At 36.7% G+C, this 23,696-nt stretch carries 8 protein-coding genes and 2 tRNA genes; 6 read left to right on the top strand and 4 right to left on the bottom strand.

Annotated elements, in window-relative coordinates; all coding sequences use genetic code 11:
* Positions 1 to 171: 171 nt before the first annotated feature.
* Positions 172 to 11,850 (top strand): T9SS type A sorting domain-containing protein, encoded by an 11,679-nt coding sequence (locus GQ40_RS08865; protein ID WP_156115561.1) that lies wholly within the window; start codon positions 172 to 174, stop codon positions 11,848 to 11,850.
* A 237-nt stretch (positions 11,851 to 12,087) separates the two neighbouring features.
* On the opposite strand, the gene GQ40_RS08860 is transcribed toward GQ40_RS08865, so the two are convergent.
* Positions 12,088 to 12,453 carry a hypothetical protein gene (locus tag GQ40_RS08860; protein WP_047547630.1) on the bottom strand — a complete coding sequence of 122 codons (366 nt, stop codon included), beginning with the start codon at positions 12,451 to 12,453 and terminating at the stop codon, positions 12,088 to 12,090.
* A gap of 82 nt (positions 12,454 to 12,535) precedes the next feature.
* Positions 12,536 to 15,085 carry an ATP-dependent Clp protease ATP-binding subunit gene (locus tag GQ40_RS08855; protein WP_047547628.1) on the bottom strand — a complete coding sequence of 850 codons (2,550 nt, stop codon included), beginning with the start codon at positions 15,083 to 15,085 and terminating at the stop codon, positions 12,536 to 12,538.
* 257 nt (positions 15,086 to 15,342) lie between these two features.
* Here GQ40_RS08855 and gyrA point away from each other — a divergent pair, with 257 nt between their 5' ends.
* Positions 15,343 to 17,889 (top strand): DNA gyrase subunit A, encoded by a 2,547-nt coding sequence (gene gyrA / locus GQ40_RS08850; RefSeq protein ID WP_047547626.1) that lies wholly within the window; start codon positions 15,343 to 15,345, stop codon positions 17,887 to 17,889.
* Positions 17,890 to 17,917: 28 nt separating this feature from the next.
* Positions 17,918 to 19,192, top strand: coding sequence for a tetratricopeptide repeat protein (locus GQ40_RS08845; RefSeq protein ID WP_047547624.1), 1,275 nt, complete (start codon positions 17,918 to 17,920; stop codon positions 19,190 to 19,192).
* A 53-nt stretch (positions 19,193 to 19,245) separates the two neighbouring features.
* On the opposite strand, the gene GQ40_RS08840 is transcribed toward GQ40_RS08845, so the two are convergent.
* Positions 19,246 to 19,995, bottom strand: coding sequence for a C40 family peptidase (locus GQ40_RS08840; protein WP_047547622.1), 750 nt, complete (start codon positions 19,993 to 19,995; stop codon positions 19,246 to 19,248).
* Between the two features lie 9 nt (positions 19,996 to 20,004).
* Entirely contained in the window at positions 20,005 to 21,183 is a 1,179-nt protein-coding gene (locus tag GQ40_RS08835) for an acetyl-CoA C-acyltransferase (protein ID WP_047547620.1), read from the bottom strand.
* Between the two features lie 136 nt (positions 21,184 to 21,319).
* Between GQ40_RS08835 and GQ40_RS08830 the strand changes: the two genes are divergently transcribed.
* The 3 genes from GQ40_RS08830 (at position 21,320) to GQ40_RS08820 (ending at position 23,670) form a co-directional block, all read left to right on the top strand.
* Positions 21,320 to 23,365, top strand: coding sequence for an HD family phosphohydrolase (locus GQ40_RS08830; RefSeq protein WP_047547617.1), 2,046 nt, complete (start codon positions 21,320 to 21,322; stop codon positions 23,363 to 23,365).
* 105 nt (positions 23,366 to 23,470) lie between these two features.
* A tRNA-Ser gene (locus GQ40_RS08825) sits at positions 23,471 to 23,558 on the top strand.
* 37 nt (positions 23,559 to 23,595) lie between these two features.
* A tRNA-Pro gene (locus GQ40_RS08820) sits at positions 23,596 to 23,670 on the top strand.
* Positions 23,671 to 23,696: the final 26 nt, after the last annotated feature.

Below are 23,696 nucleotides of genomic sequence, written 5' to 3'. Positions count from 1 at the left end.
ATTTATTGATTTAGAATGATATCATTCTAATTTGGTGTTTTGTGTATTCATTTCATCAAAATTTAATTTTAAGCTCACGTGTAGATATTGTATTTGCACTTTTGCTGACAATACTTGTATTGTCATTATAAATGTTAAAATAATTTTAATTTAAAACCAAATGTTATGTTTATGAGCAATTTTACCCGAAGTGGTGGACGCGCCAAAATTTGGCAATCTATCACGAATTTATCGTGTTGTAGCATTGATCTTATGACTAAACAAAGTAGAAGCATGAAGACGTTAGTCTTAATCATGCTCTTTGCGTTTAGTACAAGTTCTGTGTTCGCACAAGACTCGGCTCGAAGTACTTTCTTCAACCGATGTCTAGAAGATGCACCTCCTGGACCGTCAGAAGAGGATGTGGCAAATCTTTACACTAATCAATGTGGTGATCTCACCGCACAAGTCACGAAAACTTCCTTTATTGAAGGAGACGATTGTGCTTGGAATATTGATTACACCTATTTTATTAAATGTGGAGATTTTGAAGAAGAAATAAAAATTTCCTACGTTGGAGGTGATATTTCTGCGCCAATGTTAAATGAAGGAGCAGAAGTTCCTTCTGGAGGTCAAAACCTTAATTTATGTTTTGACGATATTCCTGCAGGTCCTTCTATAAGTGATATAGGAGCTTTGTACTCAGATAATTGCAGCGATGTAATTGTTAATAAATTTGGTACGCCTTCTGGGAATGACTGTGAGTGGATTGTAACATACAAATTTACTATACAAGATGCATGTGGAAACATGGCAACTGAATTGGATATTATTTATAGTGGTGGAGATACAGAAGCACCATCTCTAAATAAAAATGCTGAACTACCATCAGGTCAAACAGGTTTGAATTTATGTTTTTCTGAAAAAGCTCAAGGGCCAACAGAAGAAGATATTGCTGCTTTGTTTGAAGACAACTGCGGAAATGTAAATGTTGTTAAAACGGGTTATTCAAAAGGTAGTGATTGCAAATGGATGGCACAATATACATATACTATTCAAGATGATTGTGGTAACTTTGCTGACTCAATAACAGTATACTACAGCGGTGGAGATAGTGAAGCGCCTCAATTAAATGATGTGCCTGAAGATATTACTGTTAGTTGTGTAGATTTAGTTCCTACACCAGATACGAAAAATGTAAATGCTGTTGATAATTGTGCTGATGATCTAGAAATTATAGTTTCTGATAGTCCAAGTACGGTCGATTCGTGTTTAGGTGGAGTAATTACAAGAACATACTCTGTAACCGATAATTGTGGTTACACAGATTCAGATGTTCAGATAATCACTGTTTTACCTACACCGGAATCAACTATAAACACGCCAGAATTGCCATCAAGTATTTCATGTGCTGATGCAGCTGGATATATAGTACCTGAAGCTACTTACGATAACGGAGTATCTCAGGGTCTTTGTTCTGTTTCTGGTTCAATCGAAGCAGAAGTTAATATTGAATATACAGCTTGTGGAGGAACAATCACTGTAAATTATAATGGTGTTGATTCTTGTGATCGTCCATTAAGTGCAGGTCCATTTTTTATTACGGTTGATCCTGCTGATGCACCTATATTTGACGAAATGGAGAACATGACAATCTCATGTGAGGAAGCTGGATCATTTGAAGCAGGTACATTAGGTTACTCAAATGGAGCAGAAAACGAAGCTTGTCTGATCGAAGGATCAGTTCAGGGCGAGGCTACACCAGAGTACAATGCTTGTGGTGGTGAGTTTGAAGTAAGCTATACCTATACTGATTTATGTGGAAACACAATCACAGCTAAGAAACTGGTAACAGTATTGCCAGCAGATGCACCGGTATTTGACGAAGTAGAGGACATGACAATCTCATGTGAGGAAGCGGGATCATTTACAGCAGGTTCATTAGGTTACTCAAATGGAGCAGAAAGCGAAGCTTGTCTGATCGAAGGATCAGTTCAGGGCGAGGCTACACCAGAGTACAATGCTTGTGGTGGTGAATTTGAAGTAAGCTATACCTATACTGATTTATGTGGAAACACAATTACAGCAACGAAACTGGTAACAGTATTACCAGCAGATGCACCAGTATTTGACGAAGTGGAGAACATGACAATCTCATGTGAGGAAGCGGGATCATTTACAGCAGGTTCATTAGGTTACTTAAATGGAGCAGAAAGCGAAGCTTGTCTGATCGAAGGATCAGTTCAGGGCGAGGCTACACCAGAGTACAATGCTTGTGGTGGTGAATTTGAAGTAAGCTATACCTATACTGATTTATGTGGAAACACAATCACAGCTAAGAAACTGGTAACAGTATTACCAGCAGATGCACCGGTATTTGACGAAGTAGAGGACATGACAATCTCATGTGAGGAAGCTGGATCATTTGAAGCAGGTACATTAGGTTACTCAAATGGAGCAGAAAACGAAGCATGTCTAATCTCTGGATCAGTTCAGGGCGAGGCTACACCAGAGTACAATGCTTGTGGTGGTGAATTTGAAGTAAGCTATACCTATACTGATTTATGTGGAAACACAATTACAGCAACGAAATTGGTAACAGTATTACCAGCAGATGCACCAGTATTTGACGAAGTGGAGAACATGACAATCTCATGTGAGGAAGCTGGATCATTTACAGCAGGTTCATTAGGTTACTCAAATGGAGCAGAAAGCGAAGCTTGTTTGATCGAAGGATCAGTTCAGGGCGAGGCTACACCAGAGTACAATGCTTGTGGTGGTGAGTTTGAAGTAAGCTATACCTATACTGATTTGTGTGGAAACACAATCACAGCTAAGAAACTGGTAACAGTATTACCAGCAGATGCACCGGTATTTGACGAAGTAGAGGACATGACAATCTCATGTGAGGAAGCGGGATCATTTACAGCAGGTTCATTAGGTTACTCAAATGGAGCAGAAAACGAAGCATGTCTAATCTCTGGATCAGTTCAGGGCGAGGCTACACCAGAGTACAATGCTTGTGGTGGTGAATTTGAAGTAAGCTATACCTATACTGATTTATGTGGAAACACAATTACAGCAACGAAATTGGTAACAGTATTACCAGCAGATGCACCAGTATTTGACGAAGTGGAGAACATGACAATCTCATGTGAGGAAGCGGGATCATTTATAGCAGGTTCATTAGGTTACTCAAATGGAGCAGAAAGCGAAGCTTGTCTGATCGAAGGATCAGTTCAGGGCGAGGCTACACCAGAGTACAATGCTTGTGGTGGTGAGTTTGAAGTAAGCTATACCTATACTGATTTGTGTGGAAACACAATCACAGCTAAGAAACTGGTAACAGTATTGCCAGCAGATGCACCGGTATTTGACGAAGTAGAGGACATGACAATCTCATGTGAGGAAGCGGGATCATTTACAGCAGGTTCATTAGGTTACTCAAATGGAGCAGAAAGCGAAGCATGTCTAATCTCTGGATCAGTTCAGGGCGAGGCTACACCAGAGTACAATGCTTGTGGTGGTGAATTTGAAGTAAGCTATACGTATACTGATTTATGTGGAAACACAATTACAGCAACGAAATTGGTAACAGTATTACCAGCAGATGCACCAGTATTTGACGAAGTGGAGAACATGACAATCTCATGTGAGGAAGCGGGATCATTTACAGCAGGTTCATTAGGTTACTCAAATGGAGCAGAAAGCGAAGCTTGTCTGATCGAAGGATCAGTTCAGGGCGAGGCTACACCAGAGTACAATGCTTGTGGTGGTGAGTTTGAAGTGAGCTATACCTATACTGATTTATGTGGAAACACAATCACAGCTAAGAAACTGGTAACAGTATTGCCAGCAGATGCACCGGTATTTGACGAAGTAGAGGACATGACAATCTCATGTGAGGAAGCTGGATCATTTGAAGCAGGTACATTAGGTTACTCAAATGGAGCAGAAAACGAAGCATGTCTAATCTCTGGATCAGTTCAGGGCGAGGCTACACCAGAGTACAATGCTTGTGGTGGTGAATTTGAAGTAAGCTATACCTATACTGATTTATGTGGAAACACAATTACAGCAACGAAATTGGTAACAGTATTACCAGCAGACGCGCCAGTATTTGATGAAATTCAAGACATAACAATAACTTGTGAGCTAGCTAATCAATATGAGGTAAGCCCATTAGGTTACTCAAATAATGCAGAAAACGAAGCATGTTTAATCGAGGGATCAGTTCAAGGAGAACTAACTTCAGATTATGATGCATGTGGAGGATCATTATTTGTGGATTACTCATATACTGATGCTTGTGGTAACACAATCGAAGCTAGAAAGACACTTACTGTTTTACCAGCAGACGCGCCAGTATTTGATGAAGTAGAAGACCTGACAATCTCATGTGAAGAAGCGGGATCATTTGAAGCAGGATCTTTATCTTATTCAAACAATGCTGAAAACGAAGCTTGTTTGATCGAAGGATCAGTTCAGGGTGAGGCTACACCAGAGTACAATGCTTGTGGTGGTGAATTTGAAGTAAGCTATACGTATACTGATTTATGTGGAAACACAATTACAGCAACGAAATTAGTAACAGTTTTACCAGCAGATGCACCGGTATTCGATGAAGTAGAGGACATGACAATCTCATGTGAGGAAGCGGGATCATTTGAAGCAGGATCTTTATCTTATTCAAACAATGCTGAAAACGAAGCTTGTTTGATCGAAGGATCAGTTCAGGGTGAGGCTACACCAGAGTACAATGCTTGTGGTGGTGAGTTTGAAGTAAGCTATACCTATACTGATTTGTGTGGAAACACAATCACAGCTAAGAAACTGGTAACAGTATTACCAGCAGATGCACCGGTATTTGACGAAGTAGAGGACATGACAATCTCATGTGAGGAAGCTGGATCATTTACAGCAGGTTCATTAGGTTACTCAAATGGAGCAGAAAACGAAGCTTGTCTGATCGAAGGATCAGTTCAGGGCGAGGCTACACCAGAGTACAATGCTTGTGGTGGTGAGTTTGAAGTAAGCTATACGTATACTGATTTATGTGGAAACACAATTACAGCAACGAAATTGGTAACAGTATTACCAGCAGATGCACCAGTATTTGACGAAGTAGAAAATATCTCTGTTTCATGTGAAGAAGCTGGATCAATTGTAGTAGGTTCTTTAGCATATTCTAACAACTCACAAAGTGAAGATTGTTTAATTGCTGGAGAAGTTCAAGGTGAATTGTCTGGAGAGTATGGTGTATGTGGAGGACTTTTATTTATTGACTGGACTTATACAGATGAATGTGGAAACACTATTTCTGAAAGACAGCAAATAAAAGTTAATCCAGCTGAAACGCCAGTATTTGACGAAGTGGAGAACATGACAATCTCATGTGAAGAAGCGGGATCATTTGAAGCAGGTTCATTAGGTTACTCAAACAATGCTGAAAATGCATCTTGTTTGATCGAAGGATCAGTTCAAGGAGAGGCTACACCGGTATATAATGTATGTGGTGGCGAATTTGAAGTAAGCTACACGTATACTGATGCTTGTGGAAACACAATCACAGCTAAGAAACTGGTAACAGTATTGCCAGCAGATGCACCAGTATTTGACGAAGTTGAAGACATGACAATATCATGTGAGGAAGCTGGATCATTTACAGCAGGTACATTAAGCTATTCAAATAACGCAGAGAACGAAGTTTGCTTAATCGCAGGAGAAGTTCAAGGTGAAGCTACACCAGATTATTCTGAGTGTGGAGGAACCATTACTGTAGACTATACATATACAGATGCATGTGGAAACACAATCGAAGCACAACAGAGCGTAACAGTATTGCCAGCAGATGCAGCAGTATTTGGCGAAGTAGAGGACATGACAATCTCATGTGAGGAAGCGGGATCATTTACAGCAGGTACATTGGCTTATACTAATAATGCAGAGAACGAAGCTTGCCTAATCGCAGGAGAAGTTCAAGGAGAGGCTACACCAGATTACAGTGAGTGTGGTGGAACTATCATAGTAAGCTATACTTACACAGATGCATGTCAAAGAACTATTGAGGCGAGCCAGACTATTACAGTTGAGCCAGCGCCAATGGCACAATTTGATGGAGTTGAGGACATGACGATTTCATGTGAAGAAGCAAATTCATTTGTAGCTAGTTCTTTATTTTACACTAACGGAGCTTTAAACGAAGCGTGTTTAATCTCAGGATCGGTACCAGGAGAGTTAAGTGGATCTTACACAGAGTGTGGAGGAGAGCTTACTGTAAACTGGACTTATACAGATGCTTGTGACAGAACAATCACCGCTAGCAAGGCTATTAAAGTTGAGCCAGCAGATGCACCTGTATTTGAGGAAGTGGAAAACATGACAATCTCATGTGAGGAAGCAGCATCATTTACAGCAGGTTCTTTATCCTATACAAACGGAGCTTCAACAGAGGCATGCTTGATCGAAGGATCAGTAGAAGGTGAAGCTACACCAGATTATACTGAGTGTGGAGGTATTATTGCAGTAACTTGGACTTATACTGACGATTGTGACAGAACAATCTCAGCTAAGAAAGAGGTTACAGTATTACCAGCAGATGCACCAGTATTTGACGATGTAGAAGACATGACAATCTCATGTGAGGAAGCAGGTTCATTTGAAGCAGGTACATTATCTTATTCAAATAATGCTGAAAACGAAGCGTGCTTAATCGCAGGAGAAGTTCAAGGAGAAGCTACACCAGAATACAATGCATGTGGTGGTGAATTTGAAGTAAGCTATACATATACTGATGCTTGTGGTAACACAATTACAGCTAAGAAATTGGTTACAGTATTACCAGCAGATGCACCAGAGTTTAACGATGTACAGGATATTACAATAACTTGTGAATTGGCAAACCAATATGAGGTGACTCCATTAGGATACACTAACAATGCAGAGAATCCAGCATGTTTAATTGAAGGATCTGTTCTAGGAGAACTATCTGGAGATTACGATGCTTGTGGAGGAACATTATTTGTAGATTATACTTATACTGATGATTGTGGAAACACAATCGAAGCTAGAAAAACAATCACTGTGTCACCAGCAGATGCACCAGTATTTGACGAAGTAGAAGACACGACAATCTCATGTGAGGAAGCGGGATCATTTACAGCAGGTACATTAAGCTATTCAAATGATGCAGAGAATCCATCATGTTTAATCTCTGGAGAAGTTCAAGGAGAGCTATCTGGAAGTTACACAGAGTGTGGTGGTAAGTTGATCGTAGATTTTACATATACAGATGTATGTGGAAACACAATCGAAGCACAACAAAGTGTAACAGTTGAGCCAGCAATTGCACCAGTATTTGACGAAGTAGAAGACATGACAATTTCATGTGAGGATGCTAATTCATTTGCAGCAGGTACATTGGCTTATACTAATAACGCAGAGAACGAAACTTGCCTAATCGCAGGAGAAGTTCAAGGAGAGGCTACACCAGATTACACTGAGTGTGGAGGAACCATCATAGTAAGCTATACTTACACAGATGCATGTCAAAGAACTATTGAGGCGAGCCAGACTATTACAGTTGAGCCAGCACCAATGGCACAATTTGATACGGTTGAGGACATGACAGTGTCATGTGATGAAGCTGCAGCAATTGTAGGTTCTTTTGCTACTGTAGGATTTGTTGGAGATTTTGCTCCTGCAAATTGGACTATAGATACAGGAGCTACAGATGGTAGTGTAAGCATTACTGAAACTCTAATGACAGTTACAGGTAGTGATAATGGATCTTCGGATGATGTTATCGCAACAGCAACTTGTCCAGAGAGTGGAGCTTATAGCTTTGACTGGTCATTCAACGCAACAGATGCTTTCGGAGCTGGATATGATGCAGGATTCTATGTGAATGGTGTATTGGCGATTGAGTTAGCAGATGATAATGATTCAGGAACTATATCTGTGAATTGTGTTGCAGGAGATGTAATAGGATTTGGAGTATCAACTACAGATGGAATATTAGGAGCAGGTACATTATCTGTAACTAACTTCACAGTTGGAGGTGGTATGTTGCTAAACTATTCTAACGAAGGAACTGGAGCATGTGAAATCTCAGGATCGGTACCAGGAGAGTTAAGTGGATCTTACACAGAGTGTGGAGGAGAGCTTACTGTAAACTGGACTTATACAGATGCTTGTGATAGAACAATCACTGCTAGCAAAACTATTACAGTTGAGCCAGCTGATGCGCCAGTATTTGAGGGTGTGGAAAACATGACAATCTCATGTGAGGAAGCAGCATCATTTACAGCAGATTCTTTATCCTATACAAACGGAGCTTCAACAGAGGCATGCTTGATAGAAGGATCGGTAGAAGGACAACTTGGCGGAACTTACGATGAATGTGGAGGAACGTTATTTGTAGATTGGACTTATACTGATGATTGTGACAGAACAATCACAGCTAAGAAAGAGATTACAGTGTTACCAGCAGATGCAGCAGTATTTGATGGAGTAGATGACATGACTATCTCATGTGAGGAAGCAAATTCATTTGAAGCAGGTACATTATCTTATTCAAACAATGCTGAAAACGAAGCGTGTTTAATCGCAGGAGAGATTCAAGGAGAAGCAACGCCAGATTATACTGAGTGTGGTGGAACTATTATTGTTAATTGGACGTATACAGATAATTGTGATAGAACAATTACTGCTACACAAACAATTACAGTAGAAGAAGCTCCAGCAGCAACGTTTGATGAAATCGAAGATGCATCTATTGCATGTGAAGATTTAGCATCTTATGAAGCAGAATTCTTATCATATACAAATGGAGGAACAGAAGCTTGTGATATTTCAGGATCAGTTCAAGGTGAAGCTGAAGCTTTCGAAGGAAGTTGTGGAACTTTCAACGTAAACTTTACGTACACTGATGACTGCGGAAGAACAATCACAGCAACTCAAACAATTACTGTAATTGATGAAACTGCACCTATGTTAGTAGGAGAGTTACCTCAAGGTGAATCTAATTTAGATTTATGTTTTGATAATCGTCCAGAGGGACCAACTGAAGCAGAAATTGCTGCTTTATTTGCAGATAACTGTGGTAACGTAAATGTTACTAAAACAGTTTCAGCTCCTCAAGAAGATGATTGCCATTGGGCAGTAATGTACAGATATGAAATCCAAGATGATTGTGGAAACTTTGCTAGTCCAGTTAAAGTATTCTATAACGGTGGTGATCAATCTGCTCCTATGTTAACAGGAACATTACCAGAAGGTGTTACAGGGTTACAGTGTTTAAGTGAAAATCCAGGTGCTCCGGCATTAGCGGATATAGAAGCTGCATACACTGATAACTGTGGTACTGTTACAGTGACTCCTTTAGAGCCTGTAATTGTAGGTGATGATTGTGGTTGGACTGCAACATATACATATACTATCGTTGATGCTTGTGATAACTTTGCAGATAACGTAGTAATCGTAAACAGTGGTGCAGATACAATGGCTCCAACTTTAGAAGGAGAATTACCAATGGGTCAAAATACTTTAGACTTGTGTATTGATTCAGATTTAGGTGAGCCTACTGAAGAAGAAATTGCAGCGCTCTATGTAGATAACTGTGGTGAAGTAACTGTTACTAAGATTGAGAAAACTTACGGTACAGACTGTGAGTGGATAAGAGTATTTGAGTATTCAGCTAAAGATGCTTGTGGCAACATGGCAGATCTAGTTAAAGTAAACTACCAAGGTGGTGATGACTCAGCTCCTCAACCAACAGGTGCTTGTGATAATGAAGTTATGACAATCACTACAGAAATGGGTGCAACTTGTCCAGCAGAAGCTTCAATCTCTCTAGAAGTAGGAGATGAAATTTCAGCAGATGATAACTCATGGTCTGTAGCAGGTGTAACTATCGCAGATATGAACGGTACTTTAGTACCATGTTTTACAGATAATTGTGCAGATGTAAGTGAGTTAACTTACAGAGTAACAGAAAAAGGTATGACTGGAGATGATTGTTCTACAACATTAACAGTGACTTTTGAAGTTGAAGATAACTGTGAAAACGTATCTGAACCATTTACTTGTACATTTATCATTGTAGATGATACTGCACCAGTAATAGAGTGCCCAGAAGATGTTGACTATGGTATCGTAGATGCTACACCAACAGGATTTGCTGATAAAGCACCTTACACTGATAACTGTCAAGCAGACGGTCAAACTCAAGACTTCTCAGATGAATTGACATCTGTGATTAATGAGGGTGGAGGATTTGTAAACAGAATGTTAACTAGTGAAGCAGACTTTAGTGGAACTGAATCTTTTATCAATTTTGATGATCAAAGTTCTGATGATACTGCTTATGTAAATATTGATGGAACAGAGTATCAGTCTGAAGGTGTTACAATATCATCTTCTGACGGTAATTTTATCTTACATCCTGTTAATTCTGGAAATACGCCAGCTAGTTACTTTAATTCTCCTACTCATGGCTTGGCGAATTGGAATGCTGTTGATTTTCAATTTGGTTCAATTGACTTTACATTTGATAATTTGGTTAATAGAGCAGGATTCTATGTAGCTACAAATCCACAAGATGTTGCTGAAATAACTATATCATGTTTACATAATGGAACTATAGTAGATTCATTTAGCATCGCAGTTGGAGAAACATCAACATTTGTTGGTTTCGAGAGCGCATCTGGTTTTGACCAAATTAATATCAATTCAACTGGTCCGGATAACAACTATATAATATTAGATGATCTTCGTTTTGAAGGTGGTGGAAATGCTACTGAAGACTTTACTTTAGTACGTACATTTACTGCTAACGATGGTTGTGATAATACAGCGACTTGCGATGTGACCTATACTTGGTCTATACCTGTACCTTGTACAGACGAAGCTCCAGTATTGGAATGCCCAGAAGATGTGAACTTTGGCGTAGTTTTAGAAGCACCAACTAACTTTGCAGAGTCTGTATCTTATACAGATGATAATGGTGATGGTGTAACTTCAACTTATACAGATGTTGACAGCTCAGAGCAATTCTTTGGAGAGTCAACTAATATAAGTATCGGTTGTATTACAAATGGTACTATATTCGCTGTTCTTGATTTTGAAAGAACTGGTTTTGATGACGACGGATTTGCGATTTATGGAATAGGGTACAGTACTGAGTTACCAAATAATTCATACACCCTTGAATATGATTCAGCAAATCTGAGATGGACAACGACTGAGTACCTTGGAGTATTAGATGCTTCAGGTCAAGGTGTAGAAGTGTTCTATTCTCCATCAGTGGATAATGCACCAGATTGTGATCCTTCAACTTGGACAATTGATAACAGTATCTGTGATTCAATATTTGTAGATTGTGGATTTGTAGGATTGGATTTTACCGAATACACTAAAACAAGAACATTTACAGTTACAGATAGTTGTGACAATGAATCAACTTGTGATGTAGTTTATACTTGGGTAATTGATAATGATATATTCTTTAGATCTTCAAATGATGGAGTGAATGTTGTACCTAACGACAACATCAAATCTATTGCAAGAATGTCAACTGAAGCAAATAATGTGAAAGAAGATATTATTGTAGATTTTACTGCTTACCCAGTACCATTTGATAATGAAGTAAACATTGCTTACACATTTGAGTTTGATACAGATGTAACTATCGAGTTATTTGATACTAAAGGTTTACAAGTCTTTAGCGAAACTAACAAGAACTATGTTACAGGATCTAACGGTACATCAACGTTTGATTTATCTAGATACTCAAGTCAAATGTTCTATGTGAAGTTAACTACAAGTCAAGGTTCTGTTACTAAGAAGATTGTATCTTCTGGTAAAAAGTAATTGATAAATAATTAGGGATTTTCCCTAAGGGTATATATTAAAGGCAGCTATTTATAGCTGCCTTTTTTTTGTTTATATTTTTTTATACTGAAATGTGCCTGGATGACAAATTTCCCAATGAAATACCAAAGGGTATTCTTTTGAAGATCCATTGATGTGAAATGGTATTTCCCCTAAATACTGTCGACTTAATTATAAAATGTGGTGGATGTTAAAATTTCCGAAGAAATGAAAATTTTATTTGGAGATACTTTTTGCCCAAGAGATAGCTTCGGTCAATCCATCAAAAATCTCAAATGGCTTATCCAAAAAGAGTCTTTCTATTTGAGCGGTACTCTTAGCCATAAAGTTTTTAGAAACCACGCAAAAGCCTGCCAGATTATCAATTTTTGAGACTTCCTTATATACTGCTGGATCTACCGAGTAAGAATTAACTCTATGGGTTATGTAAACAAATCTTGTGTTTATAAAATGAGATGTAGCTATTTCGGTGAGTATTTTGTTATGTTGGGAAGTTATATGAACACCTGTATCTACAGTAACAATCATATAATTCTCATAGACATGGATAATGCAAAAATCTAGCTGTATGCGATCTGTCATACTCTAAAGTTAGTCAACTTTACGTATTCAAACAAAAAAAAGCCTCTAAAATTAGAGGCTCTTTATAATGAGGTTATTTAAATCATGATTCTGTCTTAGATTCAGACTTTTCAATTTTAATGGTCAATTCGTCTAATTTAGTGTCTAAATCCATATGTATGGTATCTCCTGCTTGCAGCTGTGATGTTATGATTTCTTCTGCTAAGGCATCTTCAATATATTTTTGGATTGCTCTCTTAAGAGGTCTCGCTCCATAGTCTTTATCAAAACCTTTTTCAGCGATATAGTCTTTTGCTTTTTTGCTCAATTTTAAATCATAGCCGATAAGCTTTATTCTTTTGATAAGATGAGCCAATTCTATGTCTATAATCTTGCCAATATCTTCTTTCTCTAAAGCATTAAATACCATTACATCGTCAATTCTATTTAAAAATTCTGGTGCAAAGGCTTTTTTCAATGCATTTTCAATAATACTTCTTGTATTATCATTTGCTTGGGCAGATCTAGCTGATGTGCCAAATCCTACACCTTGACCAAAATCCTTAAGTTTACGAGCTCCAATATTTGAGGTCATAATAATGATGGTGTTTCTAAAATCTATTTTACGTCCAAGACTATCGGTTAAATAACCGTCATCTAAAACTTGCAATAGCATATTAAACACATCTGGATGCGCTTTCTCTATCTCATCAAGAAGAATTACAGCATATGGCTTACGTCTTACTTTCTCGGTTAATTGACCACCTTCTTCGTAACCAACATATCCTGGAGGAGCACCAATTAATCTTGAGATCGCAAATTTCTCCATGTACTCACTCATGTCAATTCTAACCAATGCTTCTTCGCTATCAAATAACTCACGAGCTAAAACTTTTGCCAATTGAGTTTTACCCACTCCTGTTTGACCTAAAAATATAAATGAACCAATTGGCTTATTAGGATCTTTAAGTCCAGCACGATTACGTTGAATGGCTTTAACCACTTTAGAAACCGCTTCATCTTGACCTATGACTTTACCTTTTATTAAATTTGGTAATTCTGCAAGTTTGTTGATTTCGGTTTGTGCTATTCTATTTACAGGAATTCCTGTCATCATAGAAACGACATCTGCAACATTGTCTTCAGTTACGATTTCTCTATGTTGCTTGGTTTCTTCTTCCCATTTTTCTTGAGCAACTGCTAATTCTTTTTCGAGACGTTTTTCGTCATCCCTTAGTTTGGCAGCTTCTTCATATTTCTGTTTTTTGACAACTGTATTTTTGGTTTCCTTGACTTCTTCTAATTTTTGTTCGAGTTCAAGAATTTGTTTAGGCACCTCAATATTTGTAATATGAACACGAGAGCCAGCTTCATCTAAAGCATCTATGGCTTTGTCTGGTAAAAAACGTTCGGTCATATACCTATTAGTTAATTTTACACACGCTTCAATAGCTTCATCTGTATAATCAACATTGTGGTGCTCTTCATATTTGCCTTTTATGTTATTCAAGATTTCTATGGTTTCTTCAACCGTAGTTGGCTCAACAATGACCTTTTGGAAACGTCGCTCTAAGGCACCATCTTTTTCAATATACTGTCTATATTCATCTAAAGTTGTTGCTCCAATGCATTGTATTTCTCCTCTTGCCAAAGCTGGTTTGAACATATTTGAAGCGTCTAAACTTCCTGTTGCTCCTCCAGCACCAACGATGGTATGAATCTCATCAATAAAAAGAATGATATCGTCATTTTTCTCTAATTCGTTCATGACCGCTTTCATTCGCTCTTCAAATTGGCCACGGTATTTTGTGCCAGCAACCAAACTTGCTAAATCTAAGGTAACTACTCTTTTGTTGAATAATATTCTAGATACTTTTCTCTTTACGATTCTAAGTGCTAAACCTTCAGCAATTGCAGATTTACCAACACCTGGTTCTCCAATTAATAATGGATTATTCTTTTTACGACGACTCAAAATTTGAGAAACACGCTGTATCTCTTTTTCTCTTCCTACTACAGGATCAAGTTTCCCTTCTTCTGCCATTACGGTGAGATCTCTTCCGAAATTATCCAAAACAGGAGTTTTAGATTTTTTTGTTGACTTACCAGTTGTTTGGCCAAAAGGATTTTCTTTTGATTCGTCCTCTTGATTTGGTTCATCATCTGAGAATGATTCACTTTTTGGGATATCTAAATAATCATCGTCGTTTGTAATCATAAATTTGAATTGTTCTTTTACATTGTCGTAATCTATCTTTAACTTATTTAAAAGTTTAGTTGTAGGGTCATTCTCATTTCTTAAAATACACAACAATAAGTGTGCTGTGCTTATTGAAGTGCTTTGAAACAATTTAGCTTCTAAAAATGTTGTTTTTAGAGCTCTCTCTGCTTGTCTGGTAAGGTGTAAGTTCTTTTTTTCGTTAGAAGAAATTGTAATATTTGGATTTGCAGGACTTAGAATTTCAACCTTACGTCTTAAATGATTAAGGTCAACATCCAGTGCATTTAATATATCAATAGCTTTGCCATTACCATCACGAAGTAGACCCAACATTAAATGTTCGGTACCTATAAAATCGTGACCTAATCGCAATGCTTCTTCTTTGCTGTAAGCAATTACATCTTTAACTCTTGGGGAAAAATTATCGTCCATAGTAAACTCTTTCTGCTTTAAAAATAATAAAATCTAAATATAAAAATGCAAAAACTGTTCCTTAAATACAGTAGCGCTACTAATAGAGTGAAAAAACTTTACAAAATCAAAGTATTTGGCAAAATACTTATTAAAAATTGAGTTCTATTTTGTTAATAAAAAGTTCTAAATTTCGCCTTGAAATGACGCTTAAACACTATGAAAATCGTTATCTTAGCCTGATTTGAAAACCTACAAAAATCTAATTTATATAATATATGGAAGAAGGAGAGAAATTGATCCCTATAAACATTGAGGATGAAATGAAATCTGCCTACATTGATTATTCAATGTCGGTCATTGTGTCACGTGCATTGCCAGATGTGAGAGATGGTTTGAAACCGGTTCACAGACGCGTACTATTTGGAATGCATGAACTTGGTGTGAGATCAAATACTGCTCATAAAAAATCTGCAAGAATCGTTGGTGAGGTTTTAGGTAAGTACCACCCTCATGGTGATACCTCTGTTTATGATGCAATGGTGCGTATGGCTCAAGAATGGAGTTTACGTTACATGCTTGTTGATGGTCAAGGGAACTTTGGTTCTATTGATGGAGACAGTCCTGCTGCAATGCGTTATACGGAAGCAAGAATGAAGAAGATTTCCGAAGAAATGCTTGCGGATATTGATAAAGAAACTGTAGACCATAAGTTGAATTTTGATGATACATTACAGGAACCTACGGTTTTACCAACAAGAATTCCTGGACTATTAGTTAATGGAGCCTCTGGTATTGCGGTTGGTATGGCTACTAATATGCCTCCACACAATTTATCTGAAGTTATCGACGGTACAATTGCTTACATTGAAAATAACGATATTGAAATTGATGAGCTAATTCAACATGTAAAAGCGCCAGATTTTCCAACTGGAGGAACTATTTATGGTTATGATGGCGTTCGTGAGGCTTTTAAGACTGGAAGAGGTCGTATCGTTATTAGAGGTAAAGCTAGAATAGAAGAAGTTCAAGGAAAGGAAAGTATTATTGTTACCGAAATTCCATACCAAGTCAATAAGGCAGACATGATTAAAAAGACTGCCGATTTGGTTAATGATAAAAAAATTGAAGGTATCTCCCTTATTAGAGACGAATCTGATAGAAACGGAATGCGTATTGTTTACGTTTTAAAACGTGACGCCATACCAAACATCGTATTAAATATGTTGTATAAATATACAGCATTACAATCGTCTTTTAGTGTAAATAATATTGCCTTAGTCAAAGGTCGTCCAGAGTTATTGAATCTCAAACAAATGATTCATTACTTTGTAGAGCACAGGCACGAAGTTGTTGTTAGACGAACAAAATACGAATTACGCAAAGCGGAAGAAAGAGCTCATATTCTTGAAGGTTTAATTATAGCTTCAGATAATATTGATGAAGTAATCGCGCTTATTAGGGCATCATCAAATGCAGATGAGGCACGTGAAAAATTAATTGAGCGATTTAAACTTTCAGAAATACAAGCCAAGGCAATCGTTGAAATGCGATTACGTCAACTCACAGGATTAGAACAAGATAAATTACGTTCAGAATATGACGAGTTGATGAAAACAATTGAAGATTTAAAGGATATTCTTGATAAAAAGGATCGTCGTTATGAGATTATAAAAGAAGAACTTCAAGTAATCAAAGATAAATATGGTGATGAGCGTCGTTCACAAATAGAATATGCAGGTGGTGATTTAAGTATTGAAGATATGATTCCAGATGAGCAAGTGGTGATTACCATTTCTCACGCAGGTTACATCAAAAGAACTTCACTTACCGAATATAAAACACAAAATAGAGGAGGTGTTGGGCAAAAAGCATCAACAACCCGTAATGAAGATTTCTTAGAACATTTATTTGTTGGAACCAATCACCAATACATGCTATTCTTTACCCAAAAAGGAAAATGCTTTTGGATGCGAGTCTACGAAATACCAGAAGGTAGTAAAACCTCTAAGGGTAGAGCCATTCAAAACTTGATCAATATTGAGCAAGACGATAAGGTCATGGCTTTCATTTGTACTCAGGATTTAAAAGATGAAGATTATATAAATAGTCATTATGTCATAATGGCAACCAAAAAAGGTCAAGTTAAGAAAACAGCTTTAGAGCAATATTCAAGACCTCGTACAAATGGTATAAATGCTATTACAATCAAGGAGGATGATGAATTGCTAGAAGCAAAATTAACCACTGGAAACAGCCAGGTGATGTTAGCACTTAAATCTGGTAAGGCTATTAGATTTGAAGAGGAAAAAACAAGACCAATGGGAAGAAATGCCTCTGGTGTAAGAGGTATTCGTTTGGCAAATGATAAAGATGAAGTGATTGGAATGATAGCTATTGAGAATCCTCAAGAAGAATCTGTTTTAGTTGTTTCTGAAAAAGGCTACGGAAAACGAAGCTATATCGATGATCCAGAAGATGGAGAAGCAATTTATAGAATTACGAATCGTGGCGGAAAAGGAGTGAAAACAATTTCTGTAACAGAAAAAACCGGACATTTGGTTGCTATCAAAACAGTAACAGATGATGATGATCTTATGATTATCAATAGATCTGGTATCGCAATTAGAATGGCAGTGGCAGATTTAAGGGTAATGGGAAGAGCAACTCAAGGTGTAAGACTTATTAATCTTAAAGGAAGTGATTCTATCGCTGCAGTTGCAAAAGTGATGAAAGAGGATGAAGAAGAAATTGAAGATGTTGCTTCTGAAATAGAGGATGTAAATGAAAATGGCACAACTCTTGATTCTAACGAAGAAGAATAATTAATATTAACACTAAAAATAACTAATAATGAAAAAACAATTTATAGTTGCTCTTGCACTGTTAGTAAGTACATTTTCTTTTGCACAAAAGAGTGAGCTTAAAACAGCTGAAAAAGCAATTAAATCTGGTAATTTTGCTGATGCTAAATCGGCAATAAACGCTGCAGAACCTTTAATTGCCAATGCAGATGACAAATTAAAAGCAAAATTTTATTATGTAAAGGGACAAGCCTTGTATGCAAATGGTACTGGCTCTAGTACAGATATTGATGAAGCTATAAAAAGTTTCAATATGGTTCAAGAAATTGAAGGGTCTGGTAAAGGTAAATATGGATCTTCAGTTGAAGAATTAAAATCTCAAATGCTTAATAGTTCACTTACCAAAGCGAATGCTGCTTTGCAAAGTAAGGATTATGCATTATCATCTGCTGGGTTTAATAGAGCGTACCGTATGTCTCCAAAAGATACTTTATATCTTTATTATGCTGCATCGACAGCTGTTACAGGCCAAGATTATAATACTTCATTGAAATATTATGAAGAATTAAGGGATTTAGGTTTTAAAGGTATTGGTACGGAATATACAGCGGTTAACAAAGAAACTGGTGAAACAGAAACTTTTGATAGCAAATCTTTAAGAGACATATCTGTAAGGGCTGGAACGCATACTGCTCCAAAAGACAAAAAAACAGAATCTAAGTCTGCAGAGATTGTAAAGAATATAGCTTTGATTCATTTAAATAATGGAGATGATGAAAAAGCACTGGAAGCAATGAAAGTTGCGAGAGATCAAAATCCAGATGATTTGGGATTATTGATTTCCGAAGCAAATGTTCAGCTTAAAATGGGAAATAAAGACCGTTTTAAAGAGCTAATGAAAGAAGCTACATCAAAAGACCCTAATAATGCAGAGTTACAATATAACTTAGGGGTAATCGCAGCAGAAGCAGGTGAAAGAGAATCTGCAAAAAAATATTATGAAAGAGCAATTGAATTAGATCCATCTTATACAGATGCTTACAATAATATGGCGGTATTGATATTAAGCAATGAAAGTGCTATAGTTGAAGAAATGAATTCTCTTGGTACTTCTAGCGCAGATAACAAGCGTTATGACGAGTTAAGAGCAGAGCGTACAAGTATATATGAACAGGCAATACCTTATTTGGAAACAACTTTGAAGATGAAGCCAAAAGATATTCAAGCTGCACAAACGTTAATGAACATCTATAGTGCTACTGCACAAACTGAAAAGTTTAAGGCTATGAAAGCTAAAGTTGAAGAGCTGCAAGCTGGAAATTAAATAGATTAGTAATCAAAAAAAAAAGCGTCCAAATAATTATTTGGACGCTTTTTTTATATGATTTTTTTTATGACCCTTAATTTATGGGTATGTAATTTACTGTCTACATTATAGATTCCAGAATGGTCTAATCTATCAATTCTCACTTTTCCGTGGGCGTGTATGATGTAATTGTCTTCCATAATGATGCCTACGTGAGTAATATTTCCTTCATTGTTATCAAAAAATGCTAAATCTCCAGGTTCACTTTCTTCTATAAAACTTAAGGCTTGACCTTGAGTGGCTTGTTGGGAAGCATCTCTTAAAAGTTTATAACCATTTAATTTATAAACCATTTGGGTAAAACCAGAACAGTCAATGCCAAAAGGTGTTTTTCCTCCCCAAAGATAAGGTGAGTTTAGATAAATAAAAGCAGTTTTAATAAGGTTGGATTTGTCATTTTTCAAAGTTCTTGAATGACCATCAAAAGAATGATTTAAAACAGATAATCCATTTAATGAGGACCCAATGGGAATGGTATATAAATTATGATCGTAATCTTGAATATACTCAACTAAATCTGTAGATAGTACATGTTCTTCAAGCTTGATTTTCTTATAGACATCCTCAGTAATTTCAAAATATTGTTTGTTGTCAATCCAACCTTCATATTTGTCAAATGCTAAACGGATTCTACTCCAATTCTTACGCTGCTCAAGGACTTTAAAAATTTCGCCATATAACACCTGTGACACAAGCTCGGTTGAATCACTAGGCTCAATTCTAAGAGGAACAATGCTAAGGTTACAAATTCCGTATTGCATTGTTTTCTTTTAGTTACGTTCTATTACCATAGCAGAAGCTCCACCGCCACCATTACATATAGCAGCTGCACCAATCTTGGCATCATTTTGTTGTAAAACGCTAAGAAGGGTAATTAATATTCTAACTCCCGAACATCCTAATGGGTGACCTAAAGAAACAGCACCACCATTTACATTGACATTGCTGTCATTTAAACCTAAAATTTTCATATTAGCCAAACCAACAACAGAAAATGCCTCATTAAACTCAAAGTAATCAACATCACTTAAAGATATGCCAGCCTTTTCGATCGCTTTTGGTAATGCTTTTGCAGGTGAAGTTGTAAACCACTTTGGTTCTTGAGCAGCATCGGCATAGCTTTTAATGGTTGCCAAAGGTGTCAATCCTAACTCATCTGCCTTCTCTCTACTCATTAAAATCATAGCTCCAGCACCATCATTTATTGTAGATGCATTTGCAGCAGTCACAGTACCATCCTTAGAAAAAGCGGGTCTTAACGAAGGAATTTTATCCATAAAAACATTAGTATATTCTTCGTCCTTTGAAACTATTTTAGGCTCTCCTCTTCGTTGAGGTACTTCAACCGGTACAACCTCGTCATCAAACTTACCAGCATCCCATGCAGCTGCAGAGCGTTTGTAAGATTGAATAGCATAAGCATCTTGTTCTTCTCTTGAGAATTTGTATTCTTGAGCACAAGCATCTGCACAAACACCCATTGCATTTTCATCATACGCATCAACTAAACCATCTTTTTGCATCCCATCAATAAGAGTTGCAGGTCCAAATTTTGTAGCAGTTCTTGCGTGTAAGTAATGAGGTATTAAGCTCATGTTTTCCATACCTCCTGCAACAACAATATTTGTGTCTCCAAGAGCAATAGATTGAGCAGCTTGCATCACAGCTTTCATACCAGAAGCACAGACTTTGTTAATAGTGGTACATGGTACGGTATCTGGAATTCCAGCAAAAATAGCTGCTTGTCTTGCAGGCGCTTGACCGGTTCCAGCCTGTACAACATTTCCCATTAAAACCTCGTCAACCATCTCTGGTTTTAGATTGATTTTATCTAGTGCTCCTTTTATAGCAATAGCGCCAAGTCTTGGTGCTGGAATGGTTGACAATGCTCCTAAAAAACTCCCGATTGGAGTTCTTGCGGTTGATACAATTACGACCTCTTTACTCATATTTAATGTGTTTTATTTTCTGAAAACAAAATTAATCATTTTTTAATTAATTGTAGTGTTGCACACAATAAGCAAAGTTCTATTATATTTTCTTACTTTTGAAAGTGTGAATGCTTAATTGACTAGTACTTTTCAAATGAACGACATAATTAATAAATGGTATAAAAATCATGCACTTTTATATAAAGTGCTTTTGTTTTTAAGTACGACCTTTTTGATTGTGTACCTATTTCCCAAGAGTGGAAAATTTAAATACGATTTTGATAAGGGAAAACCTTGGCAATCAGAAAGTCTATTGGCTCCATTTGATTTTGCAATCAAGAAATCTTCCGAAGAAATTCAGCAAGAAAAAATAGAAACCTCAAATAGAAGTGCGCTCTATTTTGATATTGATACCTCTATAAAAGAAAATGTTTTAGATGCATTTTCAGAAAAATTTAAAACCGCATTTGCAGATAGTATTATAAGATCTAATAGAAATTTATCTAAAGTTGGAAAATCTGCAATAAATACAATTTATAAATTTGGTGTTCTGGATGAAGATTATGAATATCCCGAAAATAAGAATGCCATTATACTTGACGGGCAAACCCAGTTTAGCGAAACTCAATTTTCAAATCTTACTAAGATTAACGGGTTTAGAGATATTATAGAAAATGAATTAGACGTTAATAATCTATCACAGTTTAGTGCCACCTACATATCTCTTTTTTTTGATGTTATAAAACCAAATTTAACATTAAACTCATCACTAACAAAAAATGCCTTAGAGGAAAAGTTGCAAAATATCTCAAGTGTAAGAGGAAGTATCGAAAAGGGAACACTTATTATTTCTAAAGGGGAAATCGTAGAAGGTAATAAATACGATATTTTAAAATCTTTAGAGACAGAATATGAATCTCAACTATGGAATGAGTCCAACTATAATTTAATAATATTTGCGTATTCATTGCTTGTATCATTAGCATTATTGATGCTTCTATTGTTTCTTCGGAAATATAGAATGGAAGTTTTCCTGGATAACACAAAAGTGACTTTCATCTTTTTCAATATTTTGTTAATGATATTTTTGACAACCATTGTTATTAGTTACAATTCACAATATGTTTATGTTGTGCCATTATGTATTCTTCCTTTGGTTTTTAAAGCTTTTTTTGATGCGCGATTGGGATTGTTCGCACATGTACTCACCGTACTTTTACTTGGTTTTATAGTGCCTAACAGTTATGAATATATGTTTTTGCAAATCATAGCTGGCATTGTTACCATTTTGACTGTGTCAGAATTATATAAACGTGCAAATTTGTTCATTTCTGTTGGTCAAATCACGCTTATTTACATTGTAGCCTACTTCGCTTTTTATGTAATTCAAGAAGGTGAGATTTCCAATTTGGATCCAACAACTTTTGCGTTATTCGTATTATGCGGTTTAGCAACCTTGTTTGTGCAACCTTTAATATACATTTATGAAAAACTATTCGGATTGGTCTCAGATGTTTCGCTCCTAGAGCTTTCAGATACCAATACGAAATTGCTTAAAGAGTTGTCAAATAAAGCACCAGGTACTTTTCACCATTCGCTTAATGTCGCTAATCTTGCAGAAGCATCAGCCAACGAAATTGGAGCAAATGCCATGTTGATTAGAGTAGGGGCACTGTATCATGATATCGGTAAAATGAAAAATCCAACCCTTTTTACTGAAAATCAAGCTACAGGTATAAATCCTCATGACGAGTTATCTTCTCGTGAGAGCGCAAAAATAATTATAGATCACGTTTTAGATGGGATAGAAATTGCCAAAAAGAATAATTTACCAGATAGAGTTATTGATTTTATTAGAACGCATCATGGTACGAGCTTGGTGTATTATTTTTTCAGAAAAGAGAAAGATTTAAGTGAAGATACAAGCGAAGATGATTTTAGATACCCAGGACCAAAACCATTTAGTAAAGAGACAGCTATTTTAATGATGTGCGATAGTGTAGAGGCAGCTTCTAAAAGTTTAAAAGAGCCAACATCAACCAAAATAGACAAGTTTGTTGAAACGATTATAAATAAGCAAATGGAAGATGGCCAATTTTTAAACGCGAATATTACATTTAAAGAAATACAGTCTATAAAAAAAGTACTTAAAACAAAGCTGGCAAATATCTTTCATTTGCGAATTGAGTATCCAGAATAAATTTCACAAGAAAAAGAATAAAAAAATTAAAAAATTGTTGTGTTGTTGCCAATGAAAACTTACATTTGCATCCGCATTTACAACAAATGCTAAGTTCATAAAATTGGAGAGGTGCCTGAGTGGCCGAAAGGAGCGGTTTGCTAAATCGTCGTACATTACAAGTGTACCCAGGGTTCGAATCCCTGTCTCTCCGCTAATTTTCCTAAAATCTTATTTTAAGATAACCAATTCGGGGTGTAGCGTAGCCCGGTTATCGCGCCGCGTTTGGGACGCGGAGGTCGCAGGTTCGAATCCTGCCACCCCGACTTATAGCTTAACTGATTAGCTCAGT

Origin of the sequence: Psychroserpens sp. Hel_I_66, assembly GCF_000799465.1 — a bacterium.
In the GTDB taxonomy this organism is placed as follows: domain Bacteria; phylum Bacteroidota; class Bacteroidia; order Flavobacteriales; family Flavobacteriaceae; genus Psychroserpens.
This window is presented reverse-complemented; position numbering and strand designations above follow the sequence as displayed.

Coding starts and splice junctions, on each gene's coding strand:
- GQ40_RS08855 (WP_047547628.1), bottom strand. CDS start 15,085: ATGGACGATAATTTTTCCCCAAGAGTTAAAGATGTAATTGCTTACAGC.
- GQ40_RS08865 (WP_156115561.1), top strand. CDS start 172: ATGAGCAATTTTACCCGAAGTGGTGGACGCGCCAAAATTTGGCAATCT.
- gyrA (WP_047547626.1), top strand. CDS start 15,343: ATGGAAGAAGGAGAGAAATTGATCCCTATAAACATTGAGGATGAAATG.
- GQ40_RS08845 (WP_047547624.1), top strand. CDS start 17,918: ATGAAAAAACAATTTATAGTTGCTCTTGCACTGTTAGTAAGTACATTT.
- GQ40_RS08860 (WP_047547630.1), bottom strand. CDS start 12,453: ATGACAGATCGCATACAGCTAGATTTTTGCATTATCCATGTCTATGAG.
- GQ40_RS08835 (WP_047547620.1), bottom strand. CDS start 21,183: ATGAGTAAAGAGGTCGTAATTGTATCAACCGCAAGAACTCCAATCGGG.
- GQ40_RS08830 (WP_047547617.1), top strand. CDS start 21,320: ATGAACGACATAATTAATAAATGGTATAAAAATCATGCACTTTTATAT.
- GQ40_RS08840 (WP_047547622.1), bottom strand. CDS start 19,995: ATGCAATACGGAATTTGTAACCTTAGCATTGTTCCTCTTAGAATTGAG.